The 19,431-nt window shown below is 72.8% G+C and carries 17 protein-coding genes; 11 read left to right on the top strand and 6 right to left on the bottom strand.

Annotated features, from left to right (window positions below; genetic code table 11):
* Nucleotide 1 precedes the first annotated feature (1 nt).
* From ACWF79_RS06560 to ACWF79_RS06550, 3 genes are all read right to left on the bottom strand, one after another.
* Nucleotides 2-1,012, bottom strand: a complete 1,011-nt coding sequence (locus ACWF79_RS06560) for an LLM class F420-dependent oxidoreductase (protein ID WP_453726929.1) — start codon at nucleotides 1,010-1,012, stop codon at nucleotides 2-4.
* A 116-nt stretch (nucleotides 1,013-1,128) separates the two neighbouring features.
* The gene (locus ACWF79_RS06555) at nucleotides 1,129-1,965 is read right to left on the bottom strand and encodes a DUF5336 domain-containing protein (protein ID WP_453726928.1); all 837 of its coding nucleotides are present in this window, start codon (nucleotides 1,963-1,965) and stop codon (nucleotides 1,129-1,131) included.
* Between the two features lie 92 nt (nucleotides 1,966-2,057).
* The gene (locus tag ACWF79_RS06550) at nucleotides 2,058-2,891 is read right to left on the bottom strand and encodes an N-acetylmuramoyl-L-alanine amidase (protein WP_453726927.1); all 834 of its coding nucleotides are present in this window, start codon (nucleotides 2,889-2,891) and stop codon (nucleotides 2,058-2,060) included.
* Nucleotides 2,892-3,217: 326 nt separating this feature from the next.
* On the opposite strand from ACWF79_RS06550, the gene ACWF79_RS06545 reads away from it, so the two are divergent.
* Nucleotides 3,218-4,774, top strand: coding sequence for a hypothetical protein (locus ACWF79_RS06545; protein ID WP_453726926.1), 1,557 nt, complete (start codon nucleotides 3,218-3,220; stop codon nucleotides 4,772-4,774).
* Here ACWF79_RS06545 and ACWF79_RS06540 read toward each other — a convergent pair.
* A complete protein-coding gene (locus ACWF79_RS06540; RefSeq protein WP_453726925.1) occupies nucleotides 4,771-5,394 on the bottom strand; it encodes a class I SAM-dependent methyltransferase in 624 nt (207 codons plus the stop codon). The genes ACWF79_RS06545 and ACWF79_RS06540 overlap by 4 nt on opposite strands.
* Nucleotides 5,395-5,521: 127 nt before the next feature.
* Between ACWF79_RS06540 and ACWF79_RS06535 the strand changes: the two genes are divergently transcribed.
* Entirely contained in the window at nucleotides 5,522-6,559 is a 1,038-nt protein-coding gene (locus ACWF79_RS06535; protein ID WP_453726924.1) for an alpha/beta hydrolase, read from the top strand.
* Here ACWF79_RS06535 and ACWF79_RS06530 read toward each other — a convergent pair.
* The gene (locus ACWF79_RS06530; protein ID WP_453726923.1) at nucleotides 6,518-6,886 is read right to left on the bottom strand and encodes a MerR family transcriptional regulator; all 369 of its coding nucleotides are present in this window, start codon (nucleotides 6,884-6,886) and stop codon (nucleotides 6,518-6,520) included. The genes ACWF79_RS06535 and ACWF79_RS06530 overlap by 42 nt on opposite strands.
* Before the next feature lie 182 nt (nucleotides 6,887-7,068).
* Between ACWF79_RS06530 and ACWF79_RS06525 the strand changes: the two genes are divergently transcribed.
* The 5 genes from ACWF79_RS06525 (at nucleotide 7,069) to ACWF79_RS06505 (ending at nucleotide 13,583) form a co-directional block, all read left to right on the top strand.
* Nucleotides 7,069-9,237 carry an acyl-CoA dehydrogenase gene (locus ACWF79_RS06525; protein ID WP_453726922.1) on the top strand — a complete coding sequence of 723 codons (2,169 nt, stop codon included), beginning with the start codon at nucleotides 7,069-7,071 and terminating at the stop codon, nucleotides 9,235-9,237.
* A gap of 13 nt (nucleotides 9,238-9,250) precedes the next feature.
* A complete protein-coding gene (locus ACWF79_RS06520; protein ID WP_453726921.1) occupies nucleotides 9,251-10,444 on the top strand; it encodes a lipid-transfer protein in 1,194 nt (397 codons plus the stop codon).
* A 238-nt stretch (nucleotides 10,445-10,682) separates the two neighbouring features.
* Entirely contained in the window at nucleotides 10,683-11,537 is an 855-nt protein-coding gene (locus ACWF79_RS06515; protein WP_453726920.1) for a MaoC/PaaZ C-terminal domain-containing protein, read from the top strand.
* 13 nt (nucleotides 11,538-11,550) lie between these two features.
* Entirely contained in the window at nucleotides 11,551-12,627 is a 1,077-nt protein-coding gene (locus tag ACWF79_RS06510) for a Zn-dependent alcohol dehydrogenase (RefSeq protein ID WP_453726919.1), read from the top strand.
* A 14-nt stretch (nucleotides 12,628-12,641) separates the two neighbouring features.
* On the top strand, nucleotides 12,642-13,583 hold the full coding sequence (locus tag ACWF79_RS06505; protein WP_453726918.1) for a 3-oxoacyl-ACP reductase: 942 nt from the start codon (nucleotides 12,642-12,644) through the stop codon (nucleotides 13,581-13,583).
* A 257-nt stretch (nucleotides 13,584-13,840) separates the two neighbouring features.
* Here ACWF79_RS06505 and ACWF79_RS06500 read toward each other — a convergent pair whose 3' ends face one another.
* Nucleotides 13,841-14,950 (bottom strand): hypothetical protein, encoded by a 1,110-nt coding sequence (locus ACWF79_RS06500; protein WP_453726917.1) that lies wholly within the window; start codon nucleotides 14,948-14,950, stop codon nucleotides 13,841-13,843.
* Between the two features lie 256 nt (nucleotides 14,951-15,206).
* Here ACWF79_RS06500 and ACWF79_RS06495 point away from each other — a divergent pair, with 256 nt between their 5' ends.
* The 4 genes from ACWF79_RS06495 to ACWF79_RS06480 all read left to right on the top strand — a co-directional run bounded on the left by ACWF79_RS06495 (nucleotide 15,207) and on the right by ACWF79_RS06480 (nucleotide 19,386).
* On the top strand, nucleotides 15,207-16,247 hold the full coding sequence (locus ACWF79_RS06495) for an ABC transporter substrate-binding protein (protein ID WP_453726916.1): 1,041 nt from the start codon (nucleotides 15,207-15,209) through the stop codon (nucleotides 16,245-16,247).
* Between the two features lie 90 nt (nucleotides 16,248-16,337).
* Nucleotides 16,338-17,171, top strand: a complete 834-nt coding sequence (locus tag ACWF79_RS06490) for a Nif3-like dinuclear metal center hexameric protein (protein ID WP_453726915.1) — start codon at nucleotides 16,338-16,340, stop codon at nucleotides 17,169-17,171.
* Nucleotides 17,168-17,911: a zinc ribbon domain-containing protein gene (locus ACWF79_RS06485; protein ID WP_453727188.1), complete on the top strand. Its 744-nt coding sequence runs from the start codon at nucleotides 17,168-17,170 to the stop codon at nucleotides 17,909-17,911. The genes ACWF79_RS06490 and ACWF79_RS06485 overlap by 4 nt, the downstream gene beginning before the upstream one ends.
* Nucleotides 17,911-19,386: a bifunctional RNase H/acid phosphatase gene (locus ACWF79_RS06480; RefSeq protein WP_453726914.1), complete on the top strand. Its 1,476-nt coding sequence runs from the start codon at nucleotides 17,911-17,913 to the stop codon at nucleotides 19,384-19,386. The genes ACWF79_RS06485 and ACWF79_RS06480 overlap by 1 nt, the downstream gene beginning before the upstream one ends.
* Nucleotides 19,387-19,431 lie beyond the last annotated feature (45 nt).

The following is a 19,431-nucleotide window of genomic DNA, read 5'->3' as shown; positions in this document are numbered from 1 at the left end:
CCTAGACGTTCAGCTCCGCGAGCAGCCTCAGCGTGGCCGGGTCCGGGGCGGTGACCAGCAGGTCCGTGACCGGGCCCTTGCGCCATTCCTCCAGGCGTTCGGCGATCCGCTCCCTCGGCCCGACGAGCGAGATCTCGTCCGCGAAGGCGTCGGGCACCGCGAGCACCGCCTCCTCGCGGCGGCCGGCCGCGAACAGCTCCTGGATGTGCCGCGCCTCCGCCTCGTATCCCATGCGCGCCATCAGGTCGGCGTGGAAGTTGCGGGCCGTGTGCCCCATGCCCCCGATGTAGAAGCCGAGCATCGCCTTGACCGGCAGCAGCCCCTCGGCGGGGTCGTCGCAGAGCTGCGCGCGCACCATCGGGGCGACCCGGAAGCCGTCGGGGAGCCGGTCCGGGAGGGCGTAGACCTCGGCGTACCGCCAGGGTGTCCAGTAGAGCGGCAGCCAGCCGTCGGCGATCCGCAGGGTCTGCGCGATGTTCTTCGGGCCCTCCGCCCCCAGCAGCACCGGCAGATCCGCCCGTAGGGGGTGGGTGATCGGCTTGAGCGCCTTGCCGAGGCCGGTGCCGTCGTCTCCTGCGTACGGGTGGGAGTGGAACCGCCCGTCGAGCCGGACGGGTGCCTCGCGACGCAGGACCTGCCGGATGACGTCCACGTACTCCCGGGTCGCCGTCAGCGGGGAGCGGGGAAAAGGGCGGCCGTACCAGCCCTCGACGACCTGCGGCCCGGAGAGGCCCAGGCCGAGCGTCACCCGACCGCCGGAGAGGTGGTCGAGCGTGAGCGCGTGCATGGCGGTGGCAGTGGGCGTCCGTGCGGCCATCTGCGCGACGGCGGTCCCGAGCCCGATCCGGGAGGTGTGCGCGGCGATCCACGTCAGCGCCGTGAACGCGTCGGACCCCCACGCCTCGGCCGTCCACACCGAGTCGTACCCGAGCCGCTCCGCCTCGCGGGCCAGTTCCAGGTGGGTGGGGGAGGGGCCGCGCCCCCAGTAGCCGAGGGTGAGTCCGAGGCGCATGGCCGGAACCTTTCTGACGCTCCGTCAGGTCATCCGTTCCGGGACTGTACGCCAACGGCCCCCCGCCCGGAAGGGATTCCGGGCGAGGGGCCGTCGGCTCCGTCAGAGCGCGGCGATCAGCCGCGCTGGATGCCGGTGGTGTCCTGGAGGACGCCGCGGCGGCCGTCCTGCGTCTGGGCGATCAGGCCCGGGCCGCGCTGCTCGACCGCCAGGTACCAGGTACCGGGTGCCAGTTCGGCGATGGGGGTCGGCGAGCCGTCCTCCGCGTACAGCGGACGGGCGACCGGGACCGCGAACCAGAACGGGGCGAAGTCGCCGGCCGGCTGCTGGCCCTGCGTCTGCGCGGCGGTCTGCTGCGGGGCGGGGGCCTGGCCCTGCGGGTCGGGCTGCGGCTGACCGCCGTACGGCTGCGGCTGGGCGCCGTAGGGCTGCGGGGCGCCCGGGTAGCCGTAGCCACCGGGGACGCCCTGCTGGGCGGGCTGGCCAGGCTGCATGCCGTACGGCTGCGGGGCCTGCGGCTTCGGGGCGCTCAGGAGGGGGCCCTTGAGGGCGGGGACCAGCGGCGCGGCGACGGCCGCGGCGGCCAGGATCAGGGAGGCGATCAGGCCGAGGATGAGACCGGCACCGGCGTTGTTCGACTCGAACATCCACATCAGCACGTTCCAGGCCGAGGCCACGGTGAACGCGACGCCGATCTGGCCCAGCTCCAGACCCACGACCTTGCGGGGCTGCGGAAGCGTGCGCGCGTACACGACGAGCGCGGCGCCCGCGATGCCGAGGAAGAAGGCGCCCCAGCCGAGGGGCGAGGCCTCCCAGGAGTTCGTGCTCGGAACCTGGTTGCAGATCTCGGGGCTGGCGTCACAGCCGCTGATGTCGAGGAACGAGGCGATGAACAGCACCACCGCTGCACCGATCAGAACGCCATCGCCTCGAGTGAGGGAGCGGATATTCACGTAAGAATCCTTCGTCGGGTCGTCTCGTCGGGGTGGCGCGAAGCACGGGGGCGGCCCCCTATCGTACGGAGGGAATCTATCGCCCGTCGGTACTACCCCTTGAGGTAGGTCCCGATGCCGTCCGCGATTCCCCGCGCCGCTTTCTGGCGCCATGCCGCATTCGAGAGGAGTGCGGCGTCCTTCGGATCACGCATATTGCCGCATTCGACGAAGACCTTGGGCACGGTCGAGAGATTGAGGCCCCCGAGATCGTCGCGGACATCCAACCCCGTGCCGTCGCCGAGGTAGTTGGCGGGGGCGGTGCCGGTCGCGCGGGCGAAGTGCCGGACGACGGCCTCGCCGAGGGTACGGGAGGGGCCGACGATCTTCGTGGTGTCGGCGCTGCCGGAGCTGACCCGCGCGGGCACGATCACGTGGAAACCGCGGTTGCCGGTGGCGGAACCGTCGGCGTGCACGGAGACGACGGCGTCGGCGCGGGCGGCGTTGCCGGTCCGGGCGCGCTCGTCGATGCAGGGGCCGAAGGGGCGGTCGGCGTCGTGGGTGAGGAGGACCTTCGCGCCCTGGGCCTTGAGGAGATCGCGCAGGCGGTGTGAAACATCGAGGGTGAATGCGGCTTCGGTGTAATCGGCGTCGGTGGAGGTGCCGGTGGTGTCGCATTCCTTGCGGCCTGTGCCGATATCAACCTTCTGGTTGATATCCCGGGAGTGACGGAAGTTGCCGGGATTGTGGCCGGGGTCGATCACGATCGTGCGACCGGCGAGCGGGAGGGCGGGCGTACGGGTGGGGGCGCTCGTCGTCGCCTTGGCGTCGGTGGCCTTCGGCGCGGCGGCGTTCGAGCCGCTGCCGCAGCCGGCGAGCGCCGGGAGGGCGGCGCAGGCGGTGAGGGCTCCGGCGAGGGCGCGCATGGTTCGGTGGTCGTACGGCACCTTGCGACTCTAGTCGGAGGTTGCGGTGGGTGTTCGGTCGACGCGGCGGGACTGTGAAGGCCGCGTGGGGGGTATGCAGAGAGCACGCACGGACCGTGGGGGGAACTGTGGCGGGGGAAGAGCCGAACGACGCACGTCAGGCGGGGGAACCGGACCCGCGAGGGGTCTCTGAGACGCCGTGGGCGTATGGGGCTCCGGGGACATCTGGGGCTGGCGGAACGGCAGGGGCGGAGGGGGTGCGGGGGGCGCCTGGGACACCGGGGGTGCCTGGAGCGCCTCACGGCGCCGGGCCTGTGGTTCCGCCGCCGCCCGCGGAGCCGCCGGCCGTGCCGGCGCCGCCCTCACCACCGCCACCTTCGAACCCGGCGCAGGCAGTCCTTGTCGGATTACTGAACCTGTCCTGTCTGGGGCTCGGCTACGTCCTGCTCAAGCAGTGGATCCTCGCCGCCGTCTGCTGGCTCGCGACGGCCGTGCTGCTGCTGGTGGCGCTGCCCGCCGACGTGGACGGAGTGCCCACCGGCGTCCTCGTCGGGTACGGCGCGTTCCTGCTGGCCGCGGCAGTCGACGGAGCCCGGCGCGGTCTGCGCGCCCCGCTCGCCCTGGGCGCCGGCGCGACAGGGGCAGGGCCCGGGATGCGGCGGCTCGCGCTTCCCCTGGCGCTCGGGCTCGTCCTGCTCGCGGTGCCGGTCGGCGGCTCCGTCGCCTACGGCGCGGCGCGCGACGAGGCGGTGGAGCGGTCGCTGCTGGCCCGGCTCGCGGGGGCGGACGAGCAGGTGAAGTCGGTGGAGGGCCAGAGCTTCAGCGGCGCGGAGCACACGTACCGCAAGGCGCTCGCCGTCTATCAGGAGCTCGGCACCGAGCACGCCGGTTCGCGGGCGGGCCGCCTCGTCCCCGACCGGCTCGCGGACTACTACGCGTCCGTCTCCGCTCCGTACACGCAGAAGAAGTACTGCGAGGCCGTCCCGGGTCTGCAGCATCTGCGCGCCCTGCCGCAGGCCGTGGACCGCGACCTCGTCGACGGGCTGACGGGCAAGGCGGACGACCCGCTGGCCCACTCCTGGTACGAGTGCGGGATCAGCGGACTCGCCGGCGCGGGCACCGGGACGACGGCCGGGGACCACCTGAACGCGCTGCTGTCGACGTTCCCCGACTCCTCGTACGCCAAGAACGTCGAGCCCACGGTCCGGGAGGCCTTGCGGACCCGGTCCGCCGCGATCGCCGACGGCGGCACGGACCCCTGCGCGGCCGTCGTCGAACTGGAGCGTTTCCGCACCACCGTCGACCTGCTGCCGAAGGCCACCTTCGCCGCCGTCTCGGCCGACACGGGCAAGGAGATCCAGAAGGGCGACTTCGCCTGCGGGGTCGAGCAGTTCGAGGACAAGGAGTTCAGCCAGGCCGTCCAGGCGATGACGGAGTACGTCGAGCAGTACCCGGACAGCCCGCAGGTCGCCCACGCGCGGTCGATCGCGATCGCCGCCGAGATAGCCGCCGAGACGCCGGCGGCGGGCGCGCGGCTGCCGTCCGCCACCCCGCCCGGCGGCTCACGGATGGTCATGGTCGTGTCCAACGACGGCCCCGGCGAGGTCGAGCTGCTCTACACCGGGCCGGTGACGGGCCGGGTCACGCTGAAGGCGTGCGGGAGCTGCACGACGTACGGGGACATCCTCGCGCGGGGCGCCGCCAAGCCCAAGGTGTGCTCCGGGCCGTCGTCCAAGTACCCCAAGGCGACGCTGATGCTGCCCGCCGGCGACTACCACTTCCTGCAGAAGCGGTCGGGGACGGCGGGTGCGCTGTCGGCGGCGGACAAGTCGAGCACGGCGAAGATCGAGCCGGGATACAGCTACACGAACTGTCTGTACGTGACGTCCCGGTTCGGCTACTAGAGGCGGCGCAGCACACGGAGGGAGTCGGTGACCGAGACCTCCTCGAAGTCGCCGGACTCCAGGGCGCGGAGGTAGATGCGGTACGGGGCCTGGCCGCCGTCCTCCGGGTTCGGGAAGACGTCGTGGATGACGAGCAGGCCGCCGGCGGCGACCTTGGGCGCCCAGCCCTCGTAGTCGTTGGTCGCGTGCTCGTCGGTGTGCCCGCCGTCGACGAAGACGAGGCCCAGCTCGCCCGCCCAGACCTTGGCGACCTGCGGGGAGCGGCCGACGACGGCGATCACGTGCTCCTCCAGGCCCGCCTTGCGCAGCGTCCGGCGGAAGGTGGGCAGGGTGTCCATCAGGCCGACCTCGGGGTCGACGACGGTCGGGTCGTGGTACTCCCACCCCGGCTGCTGCTCCTCGCTGCCCCGGTGGTGGTCGACGGTCACCGCGACCGTCCCGGCCGCGCGGGCCGCGTCCGCGAGCAGGATCGTGGAGCGCCCGCAGTACGTCCCGACCTCCAGCAGCGGCAGCCCCAGCTTGCCGGCCTCCGTGGCGGCGGCGTGCAGTGCGAGCCCCTCGTCGAGGGGCATGAAGCCCTTGGCTGCCTCGAAGGCGGCGAGGATCTCGGGCGCGGGCATGGGTCCTCCTACTGGCGGGTACGCAGGTGCGAGCGCCCATCGTGCCCTACGCACCCCACGCGAACCACAGGCACGCCCCCGGGGAGCCCGGGTCTCCGGTGGCGTGCGGTGTGATTGGCTGCTCGGCATGGACTCCCACGCACCGAGGACGGCGCCCCCCTTCGACCCCGAACTGGCCCGCGCGCTGGAGTCCTTGGACCCGGAGTCGCTGGCGCCCATCACCCCGGAGAACCTCGTGGCCCGGCGGGAGCGGGACGCCGCCTCGCGGCCCCGGCCGACGGCCGAGGAGCTGCGCGCCGACGGCCGCTTCGAGGTGGCGGAGCTGCGCGTGCCGGGTCCGCAGGGCGCACCGGAGGTGACCCTCGTGAGCGCGCGGCCGGCCGGCACCGCCGGGCGGCCCCTGCCGCTGCTCTACTACATGCACGGGGGCGCCATGATCATGGGCAACGCGTGGTCCGTGCTGCCGCGCATCCTGACCGAGTGGGCCGATCCCCTGGAGCTGGCCGTCCTCTCGGTCGAGTACCGGCTGGCGCCGGAGACGCGGTATCCGGGCCCGTTGGAGGACTGTTACGCCGGGCTCGTCTGGGCGGTGGGGCACGCGGCCGAGCTGGGCATCGACCCGGACCGGATCGTCATCGGCGGCAAGAGCGCGGGCGGCGGGCTCGCCGCCGCCCTCGCCCTGCTGGCCCGGGACAGGGGCGGCCCGGTGGCGCGGGGGCAGCTGCTCCTGTGTCCGATGCTCGACGACCGCGTGGACACCTTCTCCAGCCACCAGATGTCGGGCCTGGACCTCGGGGACGTCCTCACGCACACGACGGCCTGGCAGGCGTACCTCGGCGACCTCCACGGCTCGGCGGACGTCCCGCCCCACGCGGCGCCCTCGCGCGCGACGGACCTCTCCGGTCTCCCACCGGCCTACATCGAGGTCGGATCGGCCGAGATGTTCCGGGACGAGGACATCGCCTACGCCGACACGATCTGGCGGTCCGGCGGTCAGGCCGAACTCCACGTCGTGCCGGGCGCCTACCACGCCTTCGACGGCATCGCGCCGCTCGCCGCCGTCAGCCAGGACGCCCGTGCCACCCGCACCCGCTGGCTCCGCCGCCTCCTCGGTCAGGACGGCTCAGTCCCGCGGGGAGGCCTGGGCCGGCGGCCGGAGGGGTGAGTCGACGCGGGTGGTGAGCTCCTCCCGTAGGGCGGCGAGTTCGGACATGCGGGCGTCGATCAGCTGGATCTTCTCCCTGAACAGCGCGGACAGCGCTGCCGCGGCGTCCGGCGCGTCCCGCAGGTCCTCTCCGGTCCGGGCGATCTCCGCGAGGGAGAACCCGAGCGTCTGCGCGGTGCGGACGTAGTGCAGCCAGGGCAGCGCCTCGGGGGGAAAGTCGCGATATCCGTTGGCAAGCCGTCGGCTCTCGATCAGGCCGACCTTCTCGTAGAAGCGGATGGTGTCCGTCGTCGTGCCGGCCTGGTCGGCCAACTCTCCGATGCGCATGGCTCCTCCGTAGCGTCGTGGGCTTGTGAGTCATGGGCTTGACCTTGGACCGTACTCCAATGTCTGGCGTGAGGCCCGCCTTGACGTCCCGAGTCGGCCTGCTCGCCCCCCGCGTGGCGGAACCGCCGATCGATCGTCTCCTGACCTTCCGTCAGATTGGAACGTGTTCTAGTCTGCGAGCCATGGGCATAGGAATCACGCAAGAGCAGCGGGAGTTGGCCCAGGCCGTGCGCGGCTGGTTCGCCCGGGTCGTACCCCCTGAGGACGTGCGGAAGCTTCTCGACGCGCCCGCCGAGAGCGGGGTGGGGCGGCCCGGGTACTGGGACGGGCTCGCCGAGCAGGGGCTGCTCGGGGTCCATCTGCCCGAGGAGTACGGGGGCGGGGGCGGCGAGCTCGTCGATCTGGCCGTCGTGCTCGAAGAGGCCGCGCTGGCGCTCGTGCCGGGGCCGTACCTGCCCTCCGTGCTCGCCGGGGAGATCCTGCGCCGCGCCGGTGCCGGCGGCCTGGTCGCCGAGCTCGCGAGCGGCGCCCGGATCGCGGCCGTCGCCCTCGGCCCGGGCAGCCTCACCGCCGCCCCGTCCCCCGCCGAAGGCGGCCTCGTGCTCGACGGCACCGCCCCGCCCGTCCTCGGCGCCGCGCAGGCCGACCTGCTGATCGTCCCCGCGCGCGCCCCCCACGGCACCGTATGGCTCGCCGTGGACGCCGACGCCCTCGCCGTCCGCCCGCACGAGAGCGCCGACCCGACCCGGCCGACCGCCGAGGTCACCGCCGACGGCACCCACGTGCCCCCCGACCGGGTCCTGGACCTCGATCCCACCCTCGTACCGGAACTGGCCGCCGTGCTGTTCGCCGCCGACGCCTGCGGGACCGCCGCCCGGGCGCTGGAGACGGCGACCGAGTACGCCAGAACACGTGAACAGTTCGGGCGGCCCATCGGGCAGTTCCAGGGGGTCAAGCACCTCTGCGCCGACATGCTCGTACGGGTCGAGCAGGCCCGCGCCCTCGCCTGGGACGCCGCCCGGGCCACCGAGGACGACGCACGCTCCCTCGTCGCGGCCCTGGCCGCCGCCACCGCCCTCGACGCCGCCTACAGCTGCGCCAAGGACTGCATCCAGATCCTCGGCGGCATCGGCTTCACCTGGGAGCACGACGCCCACCTCCCGCTGCGCCGCGCCCTCGTCGCCCGCCAGCTCCTCGGCGCCGGTGACACCCACCGGGCCCATGCCGTCCGGCTCGCCGCCGACGGCGTCCGGCGCGAGCTGCGGCTCGAACTGCCGCCCGAGGCCGACGCGTTCCGCGCCGCCGCGCGCGAGGCGATCGCGCCCGCCGTCGGCCTCGACCCGGGCGCCGCCCGCCGCGCCCTCGCCGCCACCGGCTACGCCGCCCCGCACCTGCCCGAGCCGTACGGCCTCGGCGCCGGACCGCTGCACCAGCTCGCCGTGCAACGGGAGCTGGAAGCGGCGAACGTCACGCTCGGCGCGCTCGGGATCGCCACCTGGGTCGTCCCCTCCCTCCTCGCGTACGGGACGGCCGCACAGCAGGAGCGCTACCTCGCCCCCACCCTGCGGGGCGACCTGCTCTGGTGCCAGCTCTTCTCCGAGCCGGGCGCCGGCTCCGACCTCGCCTCCCTGCGTACGAAGGCGGAACGGACCGAGGACGGGGGCTGGCGGATCACCGGCCAGAAGGTGTGGACGAGCGCCGCCCAATGGGCCGACCACGGCATCCTGCTCGCCCGTACCGACCCCGACGCCCCCAAGCACCAGGGGCTCACGTACTTCCTCGTCGACATGAAGAACACCCCCGGGATCGACATCCGGCCGCTGAAGGAGATCACCGGCGACTCGCTCTTCAACGAGGTGTTCTTCGACGGCGCGCCGCTTCCGGCCGACGCCGTCGTCGGCGAGGTGAACGACGGCTGGCGCGTGGCCCGCAACACCCTCGGCAACGAGCGCGTCCACATGGCCGACCAGGTCGCCTTCGACTCCGGGCTCGAAGCGCTGATCGAGCGGGCGGCCGGTGCCGACAGCGCCGTACGCGTACGGATCGGCGCCCTGGCCGCCGAGGCCCACGCGCTCGCCTGCATCGGCCTGCGCACCACGATGCTCCAGGTCTCCGGCCTCGAACCGGGCGCGGGGGCCAGCGTGCGCAAGCTCGTCCAGACCGTCCACCAGCAGAGACTCGCCGAGCTCACGCTCGAACTGCTCGGCCCCGAGGGCGCCGTGCGCGAAGGGGCGGGGGAGCGGGCCGTCCACGGGCTGCTCATGTCCCGCTGCCTCACCATCGCGGGCGGCACCACGCAGGTCCAGCTCAATGTCGTCGCCGAGCGCCTGCTCGGCCTGCCCAGAGACTGAGGGGGAACCGGAGATGGGAAAGGCGTACATCGTCGGCGTCGGGATGACGAAGTTCGAGAAGCCCGAGACGCGCGACTGGCAGTACTGGGACATGGCGAAGGAAGCGGGGACGGCGGCGCTCGCCGATGCCGGGATCACCTACGACCGGGTCGAGCAGGTCCCCGTCGGCCACTGCTTCCAGGCCTCCACGGCCGGGCAGCGCGCCGCGTACGAACTGGGCCTCACCGGCGTGCCCGTCTACAACGTCAACAACAACTGTGCGACGGCGTCGACGGCGCTGATGATGGCCCGGCAGTTCGTGGAGGGCGGGATCAGCGACTGCGTTCTCGCGCTCGGCTTCGAGAAGATGGCGCGCGGGGCGCTGGGCGGAGGATCGGACGGCGGGAACTTCAAGACGTCCCCGGTCGCCCGGCACTACGGGATCATGGCCGCCGCCCACGGCTTCGAGATGAGCCCGCCCACCGCGCAGATCTTCGGCAACGCGGCCCGGGAGCACATGGAGCGGTACGGGACGACGGAGGCCCAGCTCGCGGCCGTCGGCGCCAAGAACCACCAGCACTCGGCGAACAACCCCCGCGCCCAGTTCCAGGACGTGTACACGGTCGACGAGATCCTCGCCGCAAAGACCATCCACCGGCCGCTGACCAAGCTCCAGTGCTCGCCCACCTCCGACGGCTCGGCGGCGGCGGTCGTGGTGTCGGAACGCTTCGTGGTCGAGCACGGGCTGCACGACAAGGCCGTCGAGATCGCCGCGCAGGCCATGACCACGGACACCGAGGACTCGTTCGCGTCCGGGTCCTGCATCGATGCCGTCGGACGCCCCATGTCCCGCGCGGCGGCCCGGCAGGTCTACGAGAGGTCCGGCCTCGGCATCGAGGACGTGGACGTCGTGGAACTCCACGACTGCTTCTCCATCAACGAGCTGCTGACCTACGAGGCCCTCGGCATGTGCGAGGACGGCGCCTCCGGGAAGCTCGTCGAGTCCGGCGCGACGACGTACGGCGGCCGCTGGGTCGTGAACCCGTCCGGCGGGCTGATCTCCAAGGGCCACCCGCTGGGTGCCACCGGTCTCGCCCAGGCGGCCGAACTGGTCTGGCAGCTACGGGGCGAGGCGGGCCCGCGCCAGGTCGCGGGGGCGCGCGTCGGCCTCGCACACAACATCGGCCTCGGCGGAGCGGCGGTCGTGACGATGCTCCGGAGGTCGTAGAGGCAGTTCCTGGTGGTCCTCCTCGCCCGCCGAAGAACTTGAGCTGACGTGCCGTCAGATCTGGCCGTCCGAGGGGTTCTCAAGTCATCCGGGCTCGGCTATACATGAGGATCACCGACCTAGAACGCGTTCTAGAACGGAACGGGCGCGTACGGGCCGGTCCCCGCACGGCCTCGGTGCGGCCGACGGTGCGGACGGTCGCACCGAGGTCTTCCACACTCCAAGGAGCAGCATCCCCATGCCCATTGATGCCGCCAAGGCCGTCGCCGCCGAGCCCCGCAGCGCCGAGATCACCTGGGACCACAAGGACGTCCAGCTCTACCACCTGGGACTGGGCGCCGGCACCCCGGCGACCGACCCCGGCGAGCTCCGCTACACCCTCGAATCCCGGCTCCACGTCCTGCCCAGCTTCGCCACCGTCGCCGGCGCCGGGATGGGAGTCGTCGGCGGGCTCTCCGCGCCCGGCATCGACATCGACCTTGCCGCCGTCCTGCACGGAGGCCAGTCGATCACCCTCCACCGGCCGGTCCCCGTCAGGGGCAGGGCCGTCACCACCTCCCGCGTCGCCGCCGTCCACGACAAGGGCAAGGCGGCCGTCCTCGTGCTGCGCTCCGAGGTCGCCGACGACGACGGCCCGCTGTGGACCAGCGACGCGCAGATCTTCGTCCGGGGAGAGGGCGGCTGGGGCGGCGACCGCGGACCCTCCGAGCGGCTCGAACTCCCGGACCGCGACCCCGACAAGACCGTCGAGCGTCCCGTACGGGACGACCAGGCGCTGCTGTACCGGCTCTCCGGCGACTGGAACCCGCTCCACGCCGACCCGGAGTTCGCCGCGCTCGCCGGATTCGACCGGCCGATCCTGCACGGACTCTGCACCTACGGCATGACCCTCAAGGCGGTGGTGGACACGGTGCTCGGCGGGGACGTCGCACGCGTCCGCTCGTACCGCACCCGCTTCGCCGGGATCGTCTTCCCGGGCGAGAGCCTGCGTATCCGGATGTGGACCGGTGACGGCCGCGTCCAGGTGTCGGTCACGGCCGTGGAGCGCGAGGACGCTCCCGTGCTCGCCGACACCCTCGTCGAGTATTCGTGATTGGAGCCGCACCATGCGCGCAGCCGTACTGCACGAGATCGGCCAGGACAAACTGGAGGTCCTCGACGACGTCGAGGCGGTGGGATTCGGCCCCGGCAGGGTGAAGATACGGGTCAGGGCGACCGGACTGTGCCACTCCGACGTCTCCGCCATGAACGGCGTGCTCCCGCAGCCCGCGCCGTTCATCCCCGGCCACGAGGGCGCGGGCGAGGTCGTCGACGTCGGCGACGGCGTCACCGGCCTGACCGAGGGCCAGCGGGTGCTGCTGTGCTGGCTGCCCGCCTGCGGCAGCTGTCCGGCCTGCAAGCGCGGCCAGACCCAGCTCTGCCTGGCCGGCTTCGTCAACGCCGGCACCCCCAACTTCCGTAGGCCCGGCGGGGAGGTCTTCGGATTCGCGGGGACCGGCACGTTCGCCGAGGAGGTCGTCGTCGACGCCGGCTGCGCCGTCCCGATCCCCGACGACGTGCCCTTCGACATCGCCGCGCTCATCGGCTGCGGCGTGACCACCGGACTCGGCGCGGCGATCAACACGGCGAAGGTGGAGGCCGGTTCGTCGGTCGCCGTCATCGGCTGCGGCGGCGTCGGGATCTCCGCGATCCAGGGCGCCAAGCTCCAGGGCGCCGCCCAGATCGTCGCCGTCGACCCGGTCGAGTCCCGCCGCGAGGCCGCGCTGCGCTTCGGCGCGACCGAGGCCGTCGCCCCCGACGCGCTCGCCGACGCCAAACAGCGCGTCACGGCGGGCGAGGGCTTCGACTACGTCTTCGAGGTCGTCGGCAAGTCCGCCACCGCCCGTACCGCGTACGAGACGACCCGGCGCGGCGGCACCCTCTGCGTGGTCGGCGCGGGCGCGCTCGACGACTACCTGCAGCTCAACATGTTCGAGCTGTTCTTCGACGAGAAGAGGATCCTGCCGTCGATGTACGGGGGCGGTGACGTGCTGCGCTCGTACGAGCGGGCCATCGCGCTCTGGCGGGCCGGCCGGATCGACCTGGAGTCCCTGATCACCCACCGGGTACCGCTCGCCGGAATCAACGAGGCGCTGGAGCAGATGCGTACGGGTGTGGCGCTGCGCACCTGCATCGAGATCTGAGAGGACTCCCACCGATGTCACTCCCACTTGAGGGGCTGAGCGCCATCGTCACCGGCGCCGGCCGGGGCCTGGGCCGGGCCGAGGCGCTGGAACTCGCCCGCCTGGGCGCGGCCGTGGTCGTCAACGACTACGGGCAGCCGGGGCGCGACGGCTCCGGCGAGGCCTCGGCGGCGCCCGCCGAGGAGGTCGCCGATGAGATCCGCGCGGCGGGCGGCCGGGCAATCGCGCACCTGGGCGACGTCGCCGACTTCGCGACCGCGCGGGGCCTGGTGGACCTGGCGGTGGGCGAGTTCGGGAAGCTGGACATCCTGGTCAACAACGCGGGCATCCTGCGGGACCGGATGGTCTTCTCAATGAGCGAGGAGGAGTGGGACTCGGTGATCCGGGTCCACCTCAAGGGCCACTTCAACACCACGCACTTCGCGGCGGTGCACTGGCGGGGGCGGGCGAAGGCGGGGGAGTCCGGCGTGTACGGCCGGATCGTCAACACCTCGTCGGAGGCGTTCCTCGCGGGCTCGGCGGGCCAGCCGAACTACGCGGCGGCCAAGGGCGGCATCGTGGGCCTGACGACGTCGACGGCGCTGGCGCTGGCGAAGTACGGCGTCACGGCCAACGCGATCTGCCCACGGGCGCGGACCCGGATGACGCAGGACGTCTTCGCCGGCTTCGCGGAGCCGGGCGAGGGCGAGCTGGACGCGCTGGCGCCGGAGCACGTGGCGCCGGTCGTCGGCTATCTGGCATCCCCGGCCGCGGCGGCCGTCAACGGCCAACTGCTCGTCGTGCACGGCGGGATGGTGGCGATCGTGGAGCGGCCCAAGGTGTCGGCGAAGTTCGACACGGCGAAGGACGCGTTCACGTACGAGGAGCTGGACGGAGTGCTGTCCCCGCACTACGCGGGCCGCCCGGCGGGCGAGACGTTCGCGGCGTCGGAGGTCCTGGGTCTGAAGCGGGGGTGAGGGGGCCGGCAAGGAGACGGCCCCGGGGGTGACCCCGGGGCCGTACTCCGTGCTGGACTGCTCAGGCGAGGGCTCGGGCCCCTGCTACTGCTCCGCGTCGCGGCGGTGGCGGCCGTGAGAGGAGGACGTGGAGTCCTCCGACGGCGCCGCCTCGCCGCGATGCTTTCCGGAGCCCTGCGACTCCGTCCCGTCCGTACGCGCTTCCGACATGGTGGAACTCACCCCGTATTGATCGCTGTTCTCGTGCGGCCGAGATTCTAACCAGCGGCCTTGCGGTCGGCGAGGGGAGCCTGCTGGAGCGGCACGGGTCGGCAGACACGCGGCTCGACCGTGACCGCGACCGGCTCCGGATCCGGCGGCACGGTCAGTCCGGCGAGCCCGCAGGGCGTCTCCTGCGTCGCGTACGGCAGGTGCAGCACGCCCTCCGGTGTCCAGACGCCCGAACCGGCCAGCCACCCCGCGGGCGCGGCCAGTTGGTGCATCCGGCGGCCGGCCGGCCGCCACATCCCGACCCAGCTCCCGGCCGCCGCGTCGATCCGCAGCGCGACCGAGCTGCTCTCCGGCAGCAGCACCTGCCCCGGCTGTACGGCGAAGGGGGTCACCGCGGCGTCGTCCAGCCGCAGGCACTCGGGGAACCGGATCGGCAGCAGACTGCCGAGCACGCCCCAGCCGAGCCGTTCGTGCCCCGGGGACGGGGCGTCGGAGCGGATCAGCAGCAGCCCGCTGTCCGGGTCGGCCATCAGCAGCCGGTCGTCGCTCTCCTCGGTGATCTGGAGCAGCGGAGTCACCTCGCCACCGCGCTCCAGGTCGACCGCGACCGCCTTCACCGGGCCGCCGTCGAGGCACCGATCGAGGGCCAGCATCCGCCCCGTACGGTCCAGCCAGACGCCGCCCGTGCAGCGGCCCTTGACCTCCGCGACCTGCTCGGGGCCGAACGCCCCGCCCGCCACCAGCCAGATCGTCGTAGTCTCCGCGCCGACGGACATCGCGTAGCCGCAGATGCCGTCCGGGGACGGCGGCAGCAGGACGAGCTCCTCCGCCTCGACGGCGCCCAGGGGGAGTTGGCCGGTCCCCGGTCCCGTCGGATAGAGAAGGGAGAACGTGTGGCGGCGGCCGTCGACCCGGCGGCCGACGAGGACCCGCCCGTCCGCGAGCGGCAGCAGCTGGGTGTGGGCTTCCTCGGGCTGGTCGAGGGGGAGCGGTACGGCGTACGGCTCCGGACCGTCCAGCGTCCACCGCTCCGCGTACAGGGCGTCCCCGGTGCCGGCGAGCCGCGCCGCGTACGCCCCGTTCGCCGTGATCGTGAATCGCGCAGGCCGCACCGCGCCGCCGTCGTCCGTCGTTGCCTCGATGGCACAGGCTGTCATCGACTCGTCACCTCCGGCCACCGAAGCTAGTTTTCGCACTTCCTGCCGAACAACACGAGCCCGGTCACTTCACACATAAGGGTGGCCGTGAATCGATTCTGCTGAGGTGCGGGGGCCGGGTGTGCTGGCGAGGTGAGCGATGCGTAAGGTAAGGCGGGCCTAAGTGGAGCCTGTGAGTCCGGGTGTGGGCCTGTCCCGCGCCGGTCCGCGCACGGCTCCGAGCCGTCGTTCCCGCACCCGTACAGGAGCAGCTCTCATGTCCCTCCGCCGCCGCGGCACCGCCGCAGCCGTCGCTCTCGCCGCCGCGCTGTCCCTCGCGGCGTGCGGAGGCGGCGCCGACGAGAAGCCCGCCACCTCGGACAAGAAGGAGGGCGCCGCCAAGAAGGACGTCGCCACGGGCGGCAAGGACTTCGGCGACGCGGCGGCGAAGACGGCGGCGATGGGGACGGACGCCAAGCCCGGCCAGTTCCCGCGCACCCTCACCCACGCGCTCGGCAGGACGGAGATCGCCGCCGCCCCGAAGCGGGTCGTCGTCCTCGACGTCGGCGAGCTCGACAACGTCGTCTCGCTCGGCATCAAGCCCGTCGGTTACGCCCCCGCCGAGGGGGACGATGGCATCCCCACGTACCTGGCGAAGGACGCGGGCGCCCCCAAGTCCGTCGGCACGATCAACAACCTCAACCTCGAGGCGATCGCCAACCTGGAGCCCGACCTGATCCTCGGCAGCCAGCTGCGCGCCGCCGACAAGTACGACGAGCTCTCGAAGATCGCCCCCACCGTCTTCTCCATCCGCCCCGGCTTCACGTGGAAGGAGAACTACCTCCTCAACGCCGCGGCCCTGGACAAGACCGCCGACGCGAAGACGAAGCTCGCCGCGTACGAGACGAAGGCCAAGCAGCTCGGCGGCGACATCGGCCCGAACAAGCCGACCATCTCCATGGTCCGCTACCTCCCGGGCAAGATCCGCCTCTACGCCAAGGCGTCCTTCATCGGCACGATCCTGGAGGACACCGGCCTGCCCCGGCCCAAGAACCAGCAGATCAACGACCTCGCCGCCGAGATCAGCCCCGAGAAGATCGACCAGGCCGACGCCGACTGGATCTTCACCGGCGTCTACGGAGACCCGAAGGCCACCAAGCGCGACACCGCCCAGGCCAACCCGCTGTGGAAGAACCTGAAGGCGGTCAAGGCAGGTCAGGCCAAGGACGTTCCGGACGAGACCTGGTACCTGGGCCTCGGCGTGACCGCGGCGAACAGCGTCCTCGACGACCTGCGCGCCGACCTCGTGAAGAAGTAGAGAGCGGCAGCCCAGGGGCGTCGTGCGCGGATGACCATGGTTGTCCACAGGCAGGACGGCGGGGCGCGAGGGCCAGGTAGCCTTTCCCTCGTGCCCCGTCTGTCTGAAGTCATCGCCGAGCTCGACGCCCTCTGGCCGCCCGAGAGGGCCGAGCAGTGGGACGCCGTCGGCACGGTCTGCGGTGATCCCGACGCCGAGATCACGCGTGTCCTCTTCGCGGTCGATCCCGTCCAGGAGATCGCGGACGAGGCGATCGCGCTCGGCGCCGACCTGATCGTCACCCACCACCCGCTCTATCTGCGCGGTACGACGACGGTCGCGGCCTCCCACTTCAAGGGCCGGGTCGTGCACACGCTCATCAAGCACGACGTCGCCCTGCACGTGGCGCACACCAACGCCGACACCGCCGACCCCGGCGTCTCCGACGCCCTCGCGGGCGCCCTCGACCTGCGGGTCGTCGGCCCCCTGGTCCCCGAGAACAATCTGGGGCGGATCTGCGAGCTCGACCACGCCGAGACACTGGGCGAGTTCGCGGCCCGCGCCGCGAAGCGGCTGCCCGCCACCGCGCAGGGCATCCGGGTCGCCGGAGACCCGGGCATGACGGTCCGCCGGGTCGCCGTCAGCGGCGGCTCGGGCGACAGCCTCTTCGACGCCGTGCGAGCCGCGGGCGTGGACGCCTTCCTCACCGCCGACCTCCGCCACCACCCGGTGTCCGAGGCCACCCAGGCCACCCACCCTTCCTCCGGTCCGATCGGACTGGTCGACGCCGCCCACTGGGCCACCGAGTGGCCCTGGTGCCAGCAGGCCGCCGCCCAGCTCGACGAGATTTCCGACCGCCACGGCTGGGACCTGCGCGTCCACGTCTCGAAGACGGTCACCGACCCCTGGTCCTCCCACCACACCTCCCCTGGAGCCCCCAACTGAACGCCGCGCCCGCCGACCAGATCCGACTCCTCGACGTCCAGGCCCTGGACGTCCGTCTCCAGCAGCTCGCCCACAAGCGCAAGTCCCTTCCCGAGCACGCCGAGATCGAGTCGCTGACCAAGGACCTCACGCAGCTGCGCGACCTGCTCGTCGCCGCGCAGACCGAGGAGAGCGACTGCGCCCGCGAGCAGACCAAGGCCGAGCAGGACGTCGACCAGGTGCGCCAGCGCGCCGTACGGGACCAGCAGCGCCTCGACTCCGGCGCCGTCTCCTCCCCGAAGGACCTGGAGAACCTCCAGCGCGAGATCACCTCGCTCGCCAAGCGCCAGGGCGACCTGGAGGACATCGTCCTGGAGGTCATGGAGCGCCGTGAGTCCGCCGCCGAGCGGGTCGCCGAGCTGACCGAGCGGGCCTCCTCCGTCCAGGCCAAGACCGACGACGCGACCGCCCGCCGCGACGCCGCGCAGGCCGAGTTCGACAGCGAGGCCGCGTCGATCGGCAAGGAGCGCGAGCTCGTGGCCGCTTCCGTGCCGGCGGACCTGCTGAAGCTCTACGAGAAGCTGCGCGAGCAGCAGGGCGGCGTCGGCGCGGCCCGGCTGTACCAGCGCAAGTGCGAGGGCTGCCACATCGAGCTGAACATCACCGAGCTGAACGAGGTCCGCGCGGCCGCGCCGGACGCGGTGGTGCGGTGCGAGAACTGCCGTCGGATCCTGGTCCGCACGTCGGAGTCCGGCCTGTAATGACGGCCAGGAGCGGAGCGGTCGGCGAGGTCGTCGTCGAGGCGGACGGAGGCTCGCGGGGCAACCCGGGGCCCGCTGGTTACGGTGCGGTGGTCCTGGACCCGGTCACCGGTGAGACCCTCGCCGAGCGCGCCGAGTACATCGGCGTCGCGACGAACAACGTCGCCGAGTACAAGGGCCTGGTGGCCGGACTCAAGGCGGCGCGCGAGCTGTTCCCGGACGCCAAGGTGCACGTCCGGATGGACTCCAAGCTGGTCGTCGAGCAGATGTCGGGGCGCTGGAAGATCAAGCACCCGGACATGAAGCCGCTGGCGGCGGAGGCGGCCCGGGTCTTCCCGGCGAGCCAGGTCCGCTACGAGTGGATTCCGCGCGAGAAGAACAAGCACGCGGACCGGCTCGCCAACGAGGCGATGGACGCGGGCAAGCGCGGCCGGCAGTGGGAGCCGTCGGCGTCCACGGCCGCCCTGGACAGGCCGGCGGCGCCGTCCGTCGCGCCCTCGGGCCCTCCGGGCGACGCGACGGCGGGCGCGGCCCGCGCGCGAGCGGCGCTGGCGGGCGCGGGTGTCGGTTCGGCTTCGGGTGCTGGTGCTGGTGCTGCTGGTACGCGTACGGGGTCCGGTACCGGTATCGGTACGGGCTCCGGTGGGGGCCGCGCCGACGACGGGCTCTTCGCCGCCGACGAGACCCTCGCGGCCCAGGCCCGCGCCTCGCTGGCCACGGCCGCGACCGCCGAGCGGGAGTCCGCGGCGAGCGGTGACTTCGAGGCCGAGGCGGGCGCGGCCGCCCACCCCGGCCGCGCGACGCACGGTCCCGCGGCTGCCGGCGCCCCGGGGTGGGGAGCGCCCGACATGGGTGCGCCGGCCACCTTCGTGCTGCTTCGGCACGGCGAGACCGCGCTCACGCCCGAGAAGCGGTTCTCCGGGAGCGGGGGCACCGACCCCGAGCTGTCCGCCGCCGGACTGCGCCAGGCGGACGCCGTCGCCGCCGCGCTCGCCGCGCGCGGGACGATCCAGGAGATCGTCAGCTCGCCGCTCAAGCGGTGCCGCCAGACCGCCGAGGCCGTCGCCGTTCGCCTCGGACTGGACGTGCGGATCGAGGACGGGCTCCGCGAGACCGACTTCGGCGCCTGGGAGGGTCTGACCTTCGCCGAGGTGCGCGAGCGGTACGCCGAGGACCTCGACGCCTGGCTCGCCTCGCCGAAGGCCGCCCCGACCGGCGGCGGCGAGAGCTTCGCGACCGTCTCCCGCCGCGTCTCGGCGACCAGGGACCGGCTGACCGCCACGTACGCGGGCCGTACGGTCCTCCTCGTCACGCACGTCACGCCCATCAAGACCCTGGTCCGGCTGGCCCTCGGCGCGCCGCCGGAGTCCCTGTTCCGGATGGAGCTGTCGGCGGCCTCGCTGTCGGCGGTGGCGTACTACGCGGACGGCAACGCGTCCGTACGGCTCCTGAACGACACCTCGCACCTGAGGTGACCGCAGGCGCGTGAGGACGGGGGCGGGGCCACGGAGTTCCGTCTG

Source organism: Streptomyces sp. NPDC054975 (assembly GCF_053609105.1).
This window is presented reverse-complemented; position numbering and strand designations above follow the sequence as displayed.